The 15,872-nt window shown below is 67.6% G+C and carries 11 protein-coding genes; 7 read left to right on the forward strand and 4 right to left on the reverse strand.

Annotated features, from left to right (window positions below; translation table 11 throughout):
* Positions 1-67: 67 nt before the first annotated feature.
* The 3 genes from AC0J5J_RS01600 to def all read left to right on the forward strand — a co-directional run bounded on the left by AC0J5J_RS01600 (position 68) and on the right by def (position 5,399).
* Positions 68-3,472 carry a pyruvate carboxylase gene (locus tag AC0J5J_RS01600; protein ID WP_474899157.1) on the forward strand — a complete coding sequence of 1,135 codons (3,405 nt, stop codon included), beginning with the start codon at positions 68-70 and terminating at the stop codon, positions 3,470-3,472.
* A gap of 35 nt (positions 3,473-3,507) precedes the next feature.
* Positions 3,508-4,830: a MinD/ParA family ATP-binding protein gene (locus AC0J5J_RS01605; protein WP_474899159.1), complete on the forward strand. Its 1,323-nt coding sequence runs from the start codon at positions 3,508-3,510 to the stop codon at positions 4,828-4,830.
* A 77-nt stretch (positions 4,831-4,907) separates the two neighbouring features.
* Positions 4,908-5,399 (forward strand): peptide deformylase, encoded by a 492-nt coding sequence (gene def, locus AC0J5J_RS01610; RefSeq protein ID WP_134423047.1) that lies wholly within the window; start codon positions 4,908-4,910, stop codon positions 5,397-5,399.
* 155 nt (positions 5,400-5,554) lie between these two features.
* Here the strand turns inward: def and AC0J5J_RS01615 are convergent, their stop codons facing one another.
* On the reverse strand, positions 5,555-7,387 hold the full coding sequence (locus tag AC0J5J_RS01615; RefSeq protein WP_474899161.1) for an AMP-dependent synthetase/ligase: 1,833 nt from the start codon (positions 7,385-7,387) through the stop codon (positions 5,555-5,557).
* A 175-nt stretch (positions 7,388-7,562) separates the two neighbouring features.
* On the opposite strand from AC0J5J_RS01615, the gene AC0J5J_RS01620 reads away from it, so the two are divergent.
* The 3 genes from AC0J5J_RS01620 to AC0J5J_RS01630 all read left to right on the forward strand — a co-directional run bounded on the left by AC0J5J_RS01620 (position 7,563) and on the right by AC0J5J_RS01630 (position 10,691).
* On the forward strand, positions 7,563-8,510 hold the full coding sequence (locus AC0J5J_RS01620; protein ID WP_134423051.1) for an ROK family glucokinase: 948 nt from the start codon (positions 7,563-7,565) through the stop codon (positions 8,508-8,510).
* Between the two features lie 27 nt (positions 8,511-8,537).
* A complete protein-coding gene (locus tag AC0J5J_RS01625; RefSeq protein WP_474899162.1) occupies positions 8,538-9,227 on the forward strand; it encodes a lysophospholipid acyltransferase family protein in 690 nt (229 codons plus the stop codon).
* 93 nt (positions 9,228-9,320) lie between these two features.
* Positions 9,321-10,691, forward strand: a complete 1,371-nt coding sequence (locus AC0J5J_RS01630) for a class II 3-deoxy-7-phosphoheptulonate synthase (RefSeq protein ID WP_420898522.1) — start codon at positions 9,321-9,323, stop codon at positions 10,689-10,691.
* A gap of 197 nt (positions 10,692-10,888) precedes the next feature.
* On the opposite strand, the gene pknB is transcribed toward AC0J5J_RS01630, so the two are convergent.
* Together pknB and AC0J5J_RS01640 are read right to left on the reverse strand one after the other, a co-directional pair.
* Positions 10,889-12,832, reverse strand: a complete 1,944-nt coding sequence (gene pknB, locus AC0J5J_RS01635; RefSeq protein WP_134423055.1) for a Stk1 family PASTA domain-containing Ser/Thr kinase — start codon at positions 12,830-12,832, stop codon at positions 10,889-10,891.
* An 88-nt stretch (positions 12,833-12,920) separates the two neighbouring features.
* Positions 12,921-14,231: a LysM peptidoglycan-binding domain-containing protein gene (locus AC0J5J_RS01640; protein WP_474899164.1), complete on the reverse strand. Its 1,311-nt coding sequence runs from the start codon at positions 14,229-14,231 to the stop codon at positions 12,921-12,923.
* A gap of 144 nt (positions 14,232-14,375) precedes the next feature.
* Between AC0J5J_RS01640 and AC0J5J_RS01645 the strand changes: the two genes are divergently transcribed.
* Complete coding sequence (locus AC0J5J_RS01645) at positions 14,376-14,720, forward strand: DNA-binding protein (protein ID WP_134423059.1); 345 nt, start codon at positions 14,376-14,378, stop codon at positions 14,718-14,720.
* Between the two features lie 33 nt (positions 14,721-14,753).
* On the opposite strand, the gene AC0J5J_RS01650 is transcribed toward AC0J5J_RS01645, so the two are convergent.
* Positions 14,754-15,866 (reverse strand): polyprenyl synthetase family protein, encoded by a 1,113-nt coding sequence (locus AC0J5J_RS01650; protein ID WP_134423061.1) that lies wholly within the window; start codon positions 15,864-15,866, stop codon positions 14,754-14,756.
* Positions 15,867-15,872: the final 6 nt, after the last annotated feature.

The raw sequence follows: 15,872 nt of genomic DNA on the forward strand, positions 1-15,872 counted from the left end.
GTTACCTTCACTAGTCTTGGAGAACCTAACCGTCGGCTGCGCGCGGCGTCACGCTTGAAAGGTCTGCATGTTCACGAAAATACTTGTTGCCAACCGCGGGGAAATCGCGATCCGGGCTTTTCGGGCTGCCTACGAGCTGGGTGCTAAAACCGTTGCGGTATTCCCGTTCGAGGACCGCAACTCCCTGCACCGGTTGAAGGCCGATGAGGCCTATCAGATCGGTGAGCCGGGGCACCCGGTGCGTGCTTATCTGACGGTGAGTGAGATCATCCGGGTCGCCCGGGAGAGCGGTGCCGATGCCATCTATCCCGGTTACGGCTTCCTGTCAGAGAACCCCGAGCTGGCCCTCGCGGCCCGCCAGGCGGGCATCACCTTCATCGGGCCGGGCGAGCACGTGCTCGAAATGGCCGGCAATAAGGTCACCGCGAAGGAGCACGCCATCAAGGCGGGCGTTCCGGTGCTCAAGTCCAGCGCCCCCTCTCGCGATGTCGACGAACTGATCGCCGCGGCCGAGGACATCGGCTTCCCGATCTTCGCCAAGGCCGTCGCCGGCGGCGGCGGGCGCGGCATGCGCCGTGTCGCCCAGATGAGCGAACTGCGCAGCTCGCTCGAGGAAGCCATGCGCGAAGCGAACAGCGCCTTCGGCGACCCGACCATGTTCCTCGAGCAGGCCGTGCTGCGGCCGCGTCACATCGAGGTCCAGATCCTCGCCGACGCCACCGGCGAGACCGTGCACCTGTTCGAGCGCGACTGTTCCGTGCAGCGGCGCCACCAAAAGGTCATCGAGATCGCTCCGGCCCCCAACCTCTCCGACGAGATCCGTCAGCGCCTCTACGCCGACGCCGTCGCGTTCGCCCGGTCGATCGGCTACGTCAACGCCGGAACCGTCGAGTTCCTGCTCGACACGATCGGCGAACGCGCCGGTCAGCACGTGTTCATCGAGATGAACCCGCGCATCCAGGTCGAGCACACCGTGACCGAAGAGGTGACGGATGTCGACCTCGTCCAGTCCCAGATCCGCATCGCCGCGGGCGAGTCCCTTCGCGACCTCGAACTCACGCAGGACAAGATCGTGTTGCGCGGCGCGGCCCTGCAGTGCCGGATCACCACCGAGGATCCCACCATGGGGTTCCGTCCGGACACCGGCAAGATCACCACCTACCGCTCGCCCGGCGGCGCGGGCATCCGCCTCGACGGCGGCACGATCAACCCCGGCGCCCAGATCAGCCCGCACTTCGATTCCATGCTCGCCAAGCTCACCTGCCGCGGCCGGGACTTCTCCTCCGCCGTGACACGGTCCAAGCGCGCCCTGGCCGAGTTCCGCATCCGCGGCGTCTCCACGAACGTCTCGTTCCTGCAGGCCGTTCTCGATGACCCTGACTTCGCGTCCGGCAACCTGAGCACCTCCTTCATCGACGAACGACCTGAGCTGCTCCGCGGCCGCGCGTCCAAGGACCGCGGCACGAAGATCCTCAACTGGCTCGCCGATGTCACCGTCAACAAGCCCAACGGTGTGCCGATCACACTGCTGAACCCGGCCGAAAAGCTGCCGAAGCTCGACCTCTCCGTGCCGGCCCCGGCCGGCTCCCGCCAGCGGCTCCAGTTGCTCGGCCCGGCCGGCTTCGCCGCGGACCTGCGCGCGCAGACCGCGCTGGCGGTCACGGACACCACCTTCCGCGACGCCCACCAGTCGCTGCTGGCGACCCGGGTGCGCACCCGCGACCTCGTGGCCGTGGCCCCGTATGTGGCCCGGATGACCCCGGAGCTGCTCTCGATCGAGGCCTGGGGCGGCGCGACGTACGATGTGGCGCTGCGCTTCCTCGGCGAAGACCCCTGGGAACGCCTGGCCTCGCTGCGCGAGGCCCTGCCGAACATCAACGTGCAGATGCTGCTCCGCGGCCGGAACACGGTCGGCTACACCCCGTATCCGACCGAGGTGACGGACGCATTCGTGCGCGAGGCGTCCACCACCGGCGTCGACATCTTCCGCATCTTCGACGCCCTCAACGACGTCTCGCAGATGCGACCGGCCATCGACGCCGTCCTGGCGACCGGCACCTCCGTCGCCGAGGTCGCCCTCTGCTACACCGGGGACCTGCTCGACCCTGCCGAGAAGTTGTACACCCTCGACTACTACCTGCGGCTCGCCGAGCAGATCGTGGACTCCGGCGCGCACATCCTCGCCATCAAGGACATGGCCGGCCTGCTGCGCCCGGCCGCAGCCGAGAAGCTCGTGTCGGCGCTGCGGGAGCGATTCGACCTGCCGGTGCACGTGCACACGCACGACACTCCCGGTGGCCAGCTCGCCACCCTGCTCGCCGCCAGCCGAGCCGGCGCCGACGCGGTCGACGTCGCCAGTGCCCCGATGGCCGGCACCACCAGCCAGCCGTCGGCGTCCTCCCTCGTCGCCGCCCTCGCCCACACGGACCGGGACACCGGTATTTCACTGCAGGCCGTCTGCGACCTGGAACCGTACTGGGAAGACGTGCGTCGCGTGTACCACCCCTTCGAATCCGGGCTGCGCGCGCCCACCGGTCGTGTCTACAAGCATGAGATCCCCGGTGGCCAGCTGTCCAACCTGCGCACGCAGGCGGTCGCCCTCGGCCTCGCCGACGATTTCGAACTCATCGAGGACATGTATGCCGCAGCCAACGACATCCTCGGCCGGGTGCCGAAGGTGACGCCGTCGTCGAAGGTGGTCGGTGACCTCGCCCTCTACCTCGCCGCCGTGCGCGCCGACCCGGTCGACTTCGCCGAGAACCCCGGGAACTACGACGTGCCCGATTCCGTGATCGGTTTCATGGCGGGGGAGCTGGGTGACCTGCCCGGCGGGTGGCCCGAGCCGTTCCGCAGCAAGGTGCTCGCCGGCCGCACCGTGCGCGTCGGCGTCACCGAGCTCACGACGGAGGAGCGTGCCGCCCTGAACAGCGACAGCCTCACCCGCCGGGCCATGCTCAACCAGCTGTTGTTCCCGGCGCCCACGCGCCAGTTCGAGCAGATCCGGGAACTTTTCGGCGATCTGTCCGTGCTGGACACGGTGGACTACCTCAACGGTCTCCAGCAAGGCATCGAGCATGCCGTCGAAATCGACAAGGGCGTGCGCCTGTACGTCGGACTCGAGGCCATCAGTGAGGCAGACGACAAGGGCATGCGCACCGTCATGACCACCCTCAACGGCCAGCTCCGTCCGGTGTTCGTCCGGGACCGCAGCATCACCGTCAGCACCAAGGTGGCCGAGAAGGCGGATGCGAACCGGCCGGGCCAGGTCGCTGCGCCCTTCTCCGGCGTGGTCACCCTTCAGGTCGAGGAAGGGGACACCGTCGAAGCCGGTCAGGCCGTGGCCTCGATCGAGGCCATGAAAATGGAGGCCGCCATCACCTCGCCCATCGCGGGCTACGTCGAACGGCTGGCGGTGCCGCGCACTCAGCAGGTCGATGCCGGTGATCTGCTCGTGGTGGTGCGTCCACGCTAGGCTTGACGCGATCTATCGACGAAGGGACTGATCTTTTGTCCGATAAGCGCACAGGCGCCGAGGTTCCCGGTCGGGAACCCGCCGAGAATCTTGTCCCGGCGGGCGACGAGTACCACAGTGAATTGCCACCCCACACGATCGTGAACCTGGCGGCGGCCCTGCCGGAGAACCTGAGTGGCCGGAACGACGCACCAGCCCGCACCCTGCCCGGTACGGCGGGGGGTGCGTCCCACCGTGCCGGGTCCGGATCGTCGGTCACGCACACAGTCGAGATCAGGACTCCGGCCGTGCCGCGCGCCGACCGGTCCTCCGCCGCCGTCACCGGCGCCGTGCGGTCCCTCACCGGGTCGGGTGCAAGCGATGCCGCCGGTCAGTCCCGGCGGGAGAGCCTGCGCCTGAATGCCGGCCCTGCTCCGGAGTCCGCTTCACAGCTCACTCCGGACCGCCTGCTGGCCGTCAACCGCCGCACCAAGCCGCCGCCCCGCGGTGCCTGGAACAGCTTCGTGTTCGGGGCCACCCTGCATCTGGTCAACCTCGGCGACTCAGCCAGGGTGCGTGCGCACAAGGAACTCGACGAACGCATTCGCAAGGAATTCGCGGGCGGCACCCGGTTCGTGCCGATCCTCACGCGCAAGGGCGGGGTCGGCAAGACGACCGTCACGGCGCTCCTCGGGATGGCTCTCGCGGACGCGCGGGAAGACCGTATCATCGCGGTCGATGCCAATCCCGACCGTGGCACCCTTTCCGAGCGGGTGCCGAAGCAGACCCGCTCCACCGTGCGCGACGTGGTGACCAAGGCCGCTGCCATCGGCGGATTCACCGATTTCTCCGCGCTCGTGTCGCGGGACGCCACGCGGCTCGACATCCTCGCATCCGACACCGACCCGCTCCTGTCCGAGGCATTCGACGAGAACGACTACAACGTCGTCGCCGACCTGGCCGCGCGGTACTACTCGATCATGCTCACCGACTGCGGCACCGGCATCGTGCATTCCGTGATGCGGGCGACCCTGCAGCGAGCCGACTCGATCGTCATCGTCTCCGGCGGCAGCATCGACGAAGCCCGGCTGGCCTCCGAGACCTTGACCTGGCTCGAGGCCAACGGCTACGGCGACCTGGTGCAGAACGCCATCGTCGCGCTCAACACGGCCACGCAGGGCACGAACCTGGTGAAACTCGAGGAGATCGAGTCGCACTTCCGGTCGCGGGTACGGGAAATCGTCCGCATTCCCTGGGACCCGCAGCTCGCCGCCGGCAGCGTCATCTCCTTCGACGACCTCAAACCCATCACCAGGCTGGCCGCCCGCACCCTGGCCGCCCTGGTGGTCGAGGGGCTGCCCGCTGACCGCAGCATCTGATCGAACACCGGTTCCCGCTGCACCGCAATGCAGCGCGCCCTGTTTCACCCCCGCACCACAGACTTGGAGTTGCCACTGTGCCTGAGCGCCAGATCCGTCTCTTCGGAGATCCCGTCCTCAAGACCGTCTCCGACCCGATCACCACGATCGACGCACGGGCAAGGAGCCTGGTCGAGGATCTGGTCGACAGCGTGCGCCTGCCCGGGCGGGCCGGCGTTGCGGCGTCCCAGATCGGCGTCAACCTGCGCGCGTTCAGCTACAACGTCGACGGAGACATCGGGTACATCCTCAACCCGGTGCTGGTGGAGGTGTCGGGCGAGCCCGAGCTCGTGGACGAAGGCTGTCTTTCGGTGCCCGGACTGTGGTACCCGACCCGCCGCTACCCGTTCGCCCGGGTCGCCGGCACCGACCTCGACGGCGCCCCCGTCGAGCTGTCCGGTACCGGCATCATGGCCCAGGCCCTGCAGCACGAGACCGACCATCTGGACGGCCTGCTCTACCTGGACCGGCTTGACAAGGAGAATCGCCGGTCCGCCATGAAGGAGATCCGCGAGTCCACCTGGTTCTGATCCGGGTCGCTCACGGTGGTCGAGCACGCACGGTGGTCGAGCCTGTCGAGACCCGACCACGCACGGTGGTCGAGCCTGTCGAGACCCGACCACGCACGGTGGTCGAGCCCTCACGGTGGTCGAGCCTGTCGAGACCCGACCACCACTCCCGACGACTAGCCCTTGACCGGATTCACCCCGGTTACCGGGGCGCCGAGGTACATGGCCTCGATGACACTGGCGAAGTCCCGCAGGATCACGTCCCGCTTGATGCTCATCTTCGGCGTCAGGTAGCCGTCATCCTCGGTCAGCTCGGTCGTCAGCACCGTGAACTTGCGGATCGACTCCGCCCGCGAGACATGGTCGTTGGCGTGGTCCACGGCGCGCTGCACCTCGGCGAGCACCTTCGGGTTGACGGATGCCTCGGTCAACGACATTCCCGCATCCTCGCCATTGTTATTCAGCCAGACCGCGAGCATGTCAGGGTCCAGGGTGATCAATGCGGCGATGAACGGCTTGCGGTCGCCCACGACGACCACCTGGCCGATCAGCGGGTTGGACCGGATCGGGTCCTCCAGCGCCGCCGGGGCGACGTTCTTGCCGCCGGCGGTGACGATGATCTCCTTCTTGCGTCCGGTGATCGTGAGGAAACCGTCGCTGTCCATGGCCCCGATATCACCGGTGCGAAGCCAGCCATCGTTGAAGGTCGCCGCGGTGGCCTCGGGGTTCTTCCAGTACTCCTTGAAGACGTTGACGCCCTTGACCTCGATCTCACCATCGTCCAGCACCCGAACGGAGACGCCGGGGAGAGGCGGTCCGACGGTACCGATCTTGAACTTGGTGGTCAGTCCCACGGTCGTGGGGGCGGTGGTCTCGGTGAGGCCGTAGCCCTCGAGGATCTTGATGCCCAGGCTGTGGTAGAAGTGGCCCAGGTGCATGCCGAGTGGTGCGGATCCGGAGACCGCGTACTTCACGTTCCCGCCCATGGCCGCCCGCAGCTTGCTGAACACGAGCCGGTCGAAGAGCGCGAACTTGATCTTCAGCATCAGCGGAACGCTCTTGCCCTGGTCGATCAGCATCGAGTGGTCGACGGCGGCCTGCGCGGCCGCCTCGAAGATCTTGCCGCGGCCCGCGGCCAGAGCCTTCTGCTCGGCGGAGTTGTACACCTTCTCGAAGACGCGGGGGACCGCGAGCAGGAACGTGGGCTTGAAGGTGCCCAGCGACTCGAGCAGTTTGCGCGTGTCCGGCTGGTGGCCGACACGCACGCCGGCGTGCACGCAGAGCACCGAGATGAACCGGGCGAACACGTGCGCCGTGGTGATGAACAGCAGCGTGGAGGCGCCGTTCTTGTCCGTGAGGACTTCGTTCAGAGCGACCGCGGCGTTGCGGGACGTCTCGACGAAGTTCGCGTGGGTGAGCACACAGCCCTTGGGTCGACCGGTGGAACCCGAGGTGTAGATGAGGGTCGCGATGTCCGACCCGATCGCGAGGGCACGGCGGCGCTCGATCTCGTCATCAGGGACATCGGATCCAGCTGCCACGAGCTTGTCCAGATCACCCAGGTCGATCTGCCACACGCTCTGCACGGTGGGGAGCTCGGGGTGCACCTCGTCGAAGCGGGAGAAGTGCTCGGCGGTCTCGACGATCACACCCACGGCGTCCGAGTCGCCCAGGATCCACTGGATCTGTTTGGGCGAGCTCGTCTCATAGACCGGAACGAGAACGGCGCCTGCGAACCAGGTGGCGAAGTCGATCAGCGTCCACTCGTAGCGGGTCTTGCACATCAGACCGATTTTGTCGCCGGGCTGGATACCGGCTGCGACGAGACCCTTGGCCAGTGCAACAACCTGGGCGTGGAACTCAGCTGTGGTGACGGGGATCCAGGCTCCGTTTCTCGGCAGTGAGAAAAGCACGGAGTCTGGCGTCTCGGCGAGGCGATCGACCAGGAGGTCGGTGACATTGGCTTGCGGGTCTGCGGGAACAATTGCGGGCAGATCGAACTGTTTCACGGTAACTCCTCTGGTACCGGGCGGGCATTTTGCCCCACTCTATCCACGTTGGTACGTGGGAGCGTACGTTTCGCCTGGCGGTGCTGTGATTCACTACACTCTAGAGGGGTCGCACCGGCTCGGTTGTACGCCCGGTAGCGCGATTCCTCCAGCCCCTCAACGAAAGAAGTCTGCCGTGCACGCCATTGGGATCGACATCGGCGGCACAAAAATCGCCGCGGCTCTGGTTGACGAATCCGGCACGATCCTCCGGTCTGACCGGCGGCCGACCACCGCCACCGATCCCCGTGGCATCGAGGACGCCGTCGTTGCGATGATCACGGACCTCGCCGCCGGGGAAGAGGTCGTGGCCGCCGGTATCGCCGCTGCCGGATTCATCGACGCAGCGCAGTCCACCGTCTACTACGGCCCCAATGTCAACTGGCGGCACGAGCCGCTCCGGGCCACTCTCGAGGCCCGGCTCGACATGCCGATCCTGATCGAGAACGATGCCAACGCCGCCGGCTGGGCCGAATTCGTCTTCGGTGCCGGCCGTGGCTACAGCGACATGGTCACCCTCACCATCGGCACCGGCGTGGGCGGGGCGATTGTGTCGAACAGCCGCCTCTTCCGCGGAGGGTTCGGCTGTGCCGCCGAACTCGGGCACCTGCGTGTGGTTCCGGGTGGCCGTCTCTGCGGCTGCGGCGCACACGGCTGCATCGAACAATACGGTTCGGGGCGCGCCCTGCTTCGGATCGCGACCGAGTTGGCGGATGCCGGTGGAATCGGCCTGGGCCTCGCCGCGGCTCGTGAGCGCAAGGGCAAGCTCACCGGCAAGGAGGTCGGCCGCCTGATCCAGGAGGGCGACAACGGAGCCCTCGCCGCACTGCGCCAACTGGGCAGTTCGCTCGGCGCGGCCTGTTCGAGCCTCGCAGCCGTGCTCGACCCGCAGATCTTCGTTTTCGGCGGGGGAGTGGCCGCTGCCGGCGACCTGCTGCTCGAGCCGATCCGCGCCGCTTACCTCGAAAACCTGCCCGCAAGGGGCTACCATCCGGAGGCGGAATTCGCGATCGCCCAGCTCGTCAACGACGCCGGAGTCGTCGGCGCGGCCGACCTGGCGCGGAAACACGTCTTCGCGCAGTAGGCTTTCCGGGTTACCGAGGGAGCAACGATGTTCTACTGGCTCATGAAAAACATTGTCATCGGCCCTCTGCTGTTGGCAATTTTCCGACCCTGGGTGGTCGGGCTCGAGAACATCCCCAAAGAGGGCGGTGTGATTCTGGCGAGCAACCACCTGTCCTTCATCGACTCGGTTTTCCTGCCCCTGGTGGTGCCGCGGCGGGTCGTATTCCTGGCCAAGAGCGAGTACTTCACCGGTAAGGGGCTGAAAGGCTGGGCGACGCGCCAGTTCTTCAAGGCCACCGGCCAGCTGCCGATCGACCGGTCGGGCGGTAAAGCCTCCGAGGACTCCCTCAACACAGGCCTGCGCGTACTGGGCTCCGGCGGGGTGCTCGGCATCTATCCGGAGGGCACCCGCAGCCCGGACGCCAGGATGTACCGCGGCCGCACGGGCGTGGCACGGATGCTGCTCGAAGCCGAGGTTCCCGTCATCCCCGTCGCGATGATCGACACGGAGAAGGCCATGCCGACCGGCACCCGGATTCCCAAGGTGCGCCGGATCGGCATCGTGATCGGCCAGCCCCTCGACTTCAGCCGGTTCGACGGCATGGAGGGCGACCGGTTCGTGCTCCGGTCGGTGACCGACGAGCTGATGTACGAGTTGCAGGAGCTCAGCCGGCAGGAGTATGTGGACGTCTACGCGACGAGTGTGAAAGAAAAGCGGGCCAGCCTGACCCGATAGAATCAAGGGGTTGTCCGGGGGCCAGCAGGCCCCAGCCCCACAGTGCGGTTCGCGGTATCTTGCGTGCCGCACCAGAAAAAAAGGAATAGTCCCGTGGTAGACCCCACCGAACCCGTCGTCCTCGCAGATCGATCTGTGGTTGCCGGCCTGGACTATTGGCGCACCCTCCCGATCAAGCAGCAGCCCACCTGGCCCGATGCGGACGCGGTTTCCGCGGCATCCGCGGAGTTGTCCACGCAGCCTCCGCTCGTCTTCGCCGGCGAGGTCGACATCCTGCGCGACCGCCTGGCCGAGGCCGCCAGCGGCCACGCCTTCCTGCTTCAGGGCGGTGACTGCGCCGAGACCTTCAGCGGGGCCACGGCGGAACAGATCCGCAACCGGGTCAAGACCGTACTGCAGATGGCGGTCGTACTCACCTACGGCGCGTCGATGCCCGTGATCAAGATGGGTCGGATGGCCGGCCAGTTCGCCAAGCCGCGCTCCAGCGACTTCGAGACCCGGGGCGGCGTCACCCTGCCGGCCTACCGCGGCGACATCGTCAACGGCTACGACTTCACGCCCGAATCACGGGAGGCCGACCCGGCCCGTCTGGTCAAGGGTTACCACACGGCTGCGTCCACGCTCAACCTGATCCGGGCCTTCACCCAGGGTGGGTTCGCCGACCTGCGCCAGGTGCACAGCTGGAACCAGGGATTCGCTGCCAACCCGGCGAACCAGCGCTATGAGAAGGTGGCCAAGGAGATTGACCGCGCGATCAAGTTCATGATCGCGTGCGGAGCGGACTTCGAGGCCATGCGCCGCACGGAGTTCTACACCAGCCACGAAGGTCTGCTGATGGACTACGAGCGTCCGATGACCCGGATCGACTCCCGCACCGGCACGCCCTACAACACCTCCGCGCACTTCATCTGGATCGGGGAGCGCACGCGTGACCTCGACGGCGCCCACGTCGACTTCCTCTCCCGGGTGCGCAACCCGATCGGGGTCAAGCTCGGCCCGACCACGTCCACCGACGACATGCTGCGCCTGATCGACAAGCTCGACCCGAACCGCGAGCCCGGCCGCCTCACGTTCATCACGCGGATGGGTGCCGGCAAGGTGCGCGACGCCCTCCCGCCGCTGCTGGAGGCCGTCAAGGCCAGTGACGCCAAGCCGCTCTGGGTCACGGACCCGATGCACGGCAACGGCGTGACCACCCCGACCGGCTACAAGACGCGTCGCTTCGACGACGTCGTCGACGAGGTGCGCGGCTTCTTCGAAGCCCACCGCAGCGTCGGCACGCATCCCGGCGGCGTTCACGTGGAGCTCACCGGTGACGACGTCACCGAGTGCCTCGGCGGGTCCGAGCACATCGACGAGGCGGCTCTGGCCACCCGGTACGAGTCGCTCTGCGACCCGCGCCTCAACCACATGCAGTCGCTCGAGCTCGCCTTCCTGGTGGCGGAAGAACTCGCCGCCCGCTAAACCGCCTGACCTCCGTACCCGTTCCGGCCCGGAGTGCCCGTTCCGGTCGAGTGTGACCGTTCCACTGGTCACTCTGGGCCGGAACGGGCACTCTCGCGTCGTGCAGGCTGGTGTGGGCCGGCACTCGACGCCAGGCGCTGCGCGGCAGGCACTGGGCGCCAGGCGCTGCGGAGCAGGCGCTGGGGCAGGCGCTGGGGTCAGCCGAAGGGGTTCGTCGGTTTGAGGGTGATGGTGCTGCCCTTTTCGACGGCGGTGCCGGCCACGGGATCCGTGGTCGCGACGTTGAGGAGCGCGGCGATCGCGTCCGCTCCGAGGTTGTAGCTCAGTTTGAAGCCGAGATCGGTGAGCGCCTGTTTGCCTTCGTTCCACGGCAGGCCGACGACGTCGGGGATGACTACCGGTTCCGGGCCTCGGGAGATCGTCAGGGAGTACGTGTCGCCGACCCGCACCGGTCCCTCGTTCACGGGAGCGGCGCGGATGACGTCGCCGGCGTCGACGGAATCGCTGTAGAGCTCCTCGCCGGAGGTGGCCAGCAGCCCCTTGTCGGACAGGATCGCGGTCGCATCGTCTACCGTCTCACCGGAAACGTCCGGCACGGGTCCGAGCGACACCACGAGGTTGACGTTCATGCCCTGGAAGTAGTCACCACCCTGGGAGACGTCGCCACCGTCCGATTCGCGGCTGGCCGAGATGACCAGGCCGGATTCCACGGTGTCGTCGAAGATGGAATCGGTTGCGCCGATGCCTGCCGACAGATCTGTGACGGCCGCGGCCGCGGCGTCGCTGGACAGCCCGGCCAGAACGGGAAGCGTGATCGGCTGGGGACCCTGAGAGACGAGGAGGGTCACCGTGCTGCCCTTGTCGACGCGGGTGCCCGAGTCGGGATCGGTGCTGGAGACCAGGCCGGCGGGGATGGTTCCGCTGAATTCTGTGCCGAGTGCCACCTCCAGCCCGAGCGCCGTCAGTTGGCTGGTGGCGTTCTCCGGGGAAGACGAGGTGAGGGACGGAACGGGAACGTCCGAGCCGGGTCCACTGCCGAAGTACCAGCCCGTTCCGCCGGCCAGTGCGGCCAGGATGAGCACGAGCGCGAACAGCAGGTAGCCGCGGTGCTTGCGCTTCCGTGCGTTCTCGGTCAGGACGGTGCTATTGGCCGGGGCCTCGGCCGGGGTGTCGTTCACCCCGCCGGCGGGAATGAGCGGAGCGGCACCGAGGATCTGTGTGTCGGCCTCGGCCACCGCGGTGGTCAGCCCGCCGGGCATCACCATGGTCGACGCGAGGCCGCTTGCGGCGGGGGCCGGGCGCACCAACGTGTCGAGGTCGAGCAGTTGGTCGAGCATGACGCGGGCATCGCGCGGGCGCTGTTCCGGGTCGCGCGCGGTCGCCCACAGCACCAGCTCGTCAAGTTCGTGCGGAATCGTCGGAACGCGCACGCTCGGCATCGGCACCGTGTCGTTGGCGTGCTGGTAGGCGATCTGCATGGGTGCTTCACCTACATAGGGCTGCTCGCCGGTGAGCATCTCGTAGGTCATGATGCCGAGGGCGTAGATGTCGCTGCGGGCATCCGCGATGCCCCGCGTGACCAGCTCGGGGGAGAGGTAGGCGATCGTGCCGAGCAGGGCCTGGCCGGTCGCGGTGTTGTTGTTGACCGCACGGGCGAGACCGAAGTCGCCGATCTTGATGCGGCCGTCGTCGGCGAGCAGCACGTTCTCCGGCTTGAGGTCGCGGTGCACGATCCCGGCCTTGTGCGCGGCGGCGAGTCCGGAGAGCACGGCCTCCAGGATGTCCATGGTCTGTTCGCTGGTGAGGCGGCCGTAGTCCTTGAGCAGGTCGCGCAGGGTGATGCCGGGCAGGTACTCCATCACCAGGTAGGCCATGTCGGCGTCCTGGCCCTGGTCGTAGACGTTGACGACGTTGGGGTGCGCGAGGCGGGCGGCCGAACGGGCCTCCTGCACGAACCGGGCCTTGAACGTGTTGTCGTCGGCTAGGTGGCCGTGCATGATCTTGATCGCCACCCGGCGCTCGAGGCGCAGGTCGGTGGCGAGGTAGACCGTGGCCATCCCGCCGCGGGCGATTCGCGAGCGCACCTGATAGCGGCCGTCTATCAGACGGCCGACCATCGGATCGGCAGGGGTATCGCTCACTAGTCGATTCTAGGGATCGTCGAGCCGTTCCTCGCGCCGGGACACCCGAAAGTCAGGGTTTTCGGGGTCGAACGGATGCCGATGAGCCTCAGCCGAGTTCGTCCAGCCACGCCCGCGCGGACGTTTCCCACTTGGCGTAGTGGTTCGGATAGGCGGAGATCTGCACCGCCTGGGCGGCCTCGGTCACCGTCATCGACTCCCATCCGGGCACATCCAGGAGCCCGCGGGTGACGCCCGGGTTCGGGTTCACGGGGCCGCCGAAGAAGGCGAGGCTGGCTCGCACCGGGTCGAGGACCTCGTCGCGGGAACCCCAGCCGGAGCTGGGCCGCTGCTGGAACAGCCCGAGGGAGTCGCGGTCACCGTGCTGGACGTTGCGGAGTCCGGATTCCTGGGCCGCGGCGGCCAGGGCGATCACGATGCCGGCGTCGGCGGCACCCGCTGTGCGTCCACTGGCGATGATGATCTCGGCGTGGCGCCGCATCTCCTCGGTGAGGGGCGTGACCCGGCCGACCTCGGCCGACGGCGACGGCGCCGGCGCAACCGGTTCGATCAGGACTGCCGGATCGATCGGAAGAGCCGCGGGGGAGGATCCGGACGGCATGCTGAGCACCTGCCCGGGGTAGATGATGCTGGACCAGCCGAGGCCGTTGGCGTCGAGCACGGACTGCACCGACACCCCCGCAGCGGCCGCGAGGCCGCCGATGGTCTCGCCGGCCATGATCGTGTGCGTTCCGGCACTGCTCTGCACCGCCGCGACCGCCGCGACCGCGGCGACCGGGGCGGGCTCTGCAGCGTTGCCCGGCGGCAGCACCACGGCCTGACCGGGGAAGATGATGCTGCTCGCGTCGAGGCCGTTCACCTGCAGCAGCGCGGAGAGGGGCAACCCGTGGGCGGCGGCGACACCGGAGAGCGTGTCACCGCTCTGGATCAAATACCGGGTGATCTCCGCCGCAACCGGTGCGGGGGCCGGCGCCGGTGTGGCCGCCTGCGCCGACAGGGTCAGCGTCTGGCCGGGAAAAATGACCGCGGACCAGCCCAGTCCGTTGAGGGCGAGCACGGATGCCGTGGAAAGGCCGAACCGTCCGGCAACGGCACTCACGGTGTCGCCTTCGACGACCTGATACTGGGTCGGCGCCGTGGCGGCGGACACGTTCGTCGGGAGCACGGCCGGAACGGCGCCGGGCAGCAGACTCTTGCTCTTGAGCGGTTTCTTGGCACTGGTGGCCGCATCCGCCGGCGAGGCCAGGTTCAGGCTGATCGCGATCGTGCTGATCAGAACGAGCGGCACCGTGACCAGCAGGCCCAGGCCGCGCCGCTCGGTCGATGCCGTGTGACGGTGGCGCCCCTCGGTGGTCGATGGTGTGGCCCTGCTGCTGTTTCTGCTGGATCGTGCCGACATTCAGCTCCCGTCGAGTGCGTGCGACAGCGACGCTGACACAGTTGACCCCACCAGCTAATCAGGTGGCCCCCGTTCTGGGCGACACCACGCGCGAAACCGGGCCAGGAGTTTGTCCAGTCTCCGGAATCATGGGAGGCTGGAATCGTGACCGAATCGCTTTCAGATCAAGAGTGGCTGTCCATCCCCGACCTCGTTCGGCTGCTCGGCGTCAGCCAGAGCCGCGTGCGCCAGCTGATCGACGACAAGCAGTTGCTTGCCATCCGCCGTGACAACGGCCCGCTGCAGGTTCCGGCGTCCTTCATCAGGGACGGGGTCCCGCTGCCCGAACTCCGCGGCACACTGATCGTGCTCTCCGATGACGGCTTCACCGACGAGCAGGCGATGCGCTGGCTCCTCGAGGTCGACGACAGTCTTGGTGTGCCCCCGGTCCAGGCTCTCCTGGCCGGACGCAAGGCCGAAGTACGCCGGGTGGCTCAGGCGCTCGCCTGATGCCGACGGCACGTGCGCGCTGAGGTGTGCGCGTTAGAACGTGCGGCGGGTCACCGTCTCGGCGAGCTCTTCCAGTTTCGCAGTGACGGCGTCGCTGATCGGTGAGCCCTCCAGTGCGTCGAGGGCCTCGGCCACGCTTGCCACGATCAGTTCCTCGATCCGGTCGACGGCACCGCTCTCAATGATCGTCTGCTGCAACACGCCGATCTGCGCCTCCGTCAGCTGAGGGTCGCCGAGCAGTGCGTCCAGTTCGGCGCGCGCCGGGTCCGACAGCTGCGGACGGGCCAGCGCGATCAGCACGGTGCGTTTGCCCTCACGCAGGTCATCGCCGCTCGGTTTCCCGGTGACTGCGGCGTCGCCGAACACGCCGAGAAGATCGTCCCGGAGCTGGAAGGCGACTCCGAGCGGCAGCCCGAAGGCGCGCAGGGCGTCGAGGTGCTCCGGTCCGGCGCCGGCGAGTGCCGCGCCGATCAGGAGCGGCGCCTGCACGCTGTACTTGGCGGATTTGAACACGATGACGCGCAGCGCCCGGTCGAACAATTCCGCCTCGGGCTGGGTCAGCCAGGCGCGTTCTTCGAGGATGTCGAGGTACTGGCCCACGGTGACCTCGGTGCGCATCCGGTTGAATTCCGCCCGCGCCCGGAGTGCTGCCGACGCGTCCGGGGCTGCCGCAAGGCCTTCGTCGAGCAGTTCGTCGCTCCAGCCCAGGAGAAGGTCGCCGAGAAGGATGCCGGCGGCCCGCCCGAACTCGATCTGGCTGCCTGCCCAGCCGCTCTGGCCGTGCATGCCCTCGAAGAGCTTGTGGGCGGAGGCGGCTCCGCGCCGGGTGTCGGAATTGTCGATGATGTCGTCGTGCACGAGTGCGGCCGCGTGGAAGATCTCCAGGGCCGCGGCGGCAGAGATGATCGGCTCCGAAACGACCGTGGAAACACCGGCATCACCGGCCGTGACACCGGCTCCGACGCTCTGCCAGCCCCAGTAACAGAACAGTGCCCGGAAGCGCTTGCCGCCACTGAGAAACTGCCGTGAGAAGTCCACCAGTGGCGTGAGATCCGCGCCGATAGCGGTCACAATTGGTTGACGGGTTTCGAGGAATTCGTCGATGCGGGAATGAACCAGATCGATCACTTGATTGCTTTGCGCCACCTGCCT

It is taken from the genome of Cryobacterium sp. TS_SC_7, assembly GCF_056156285.1.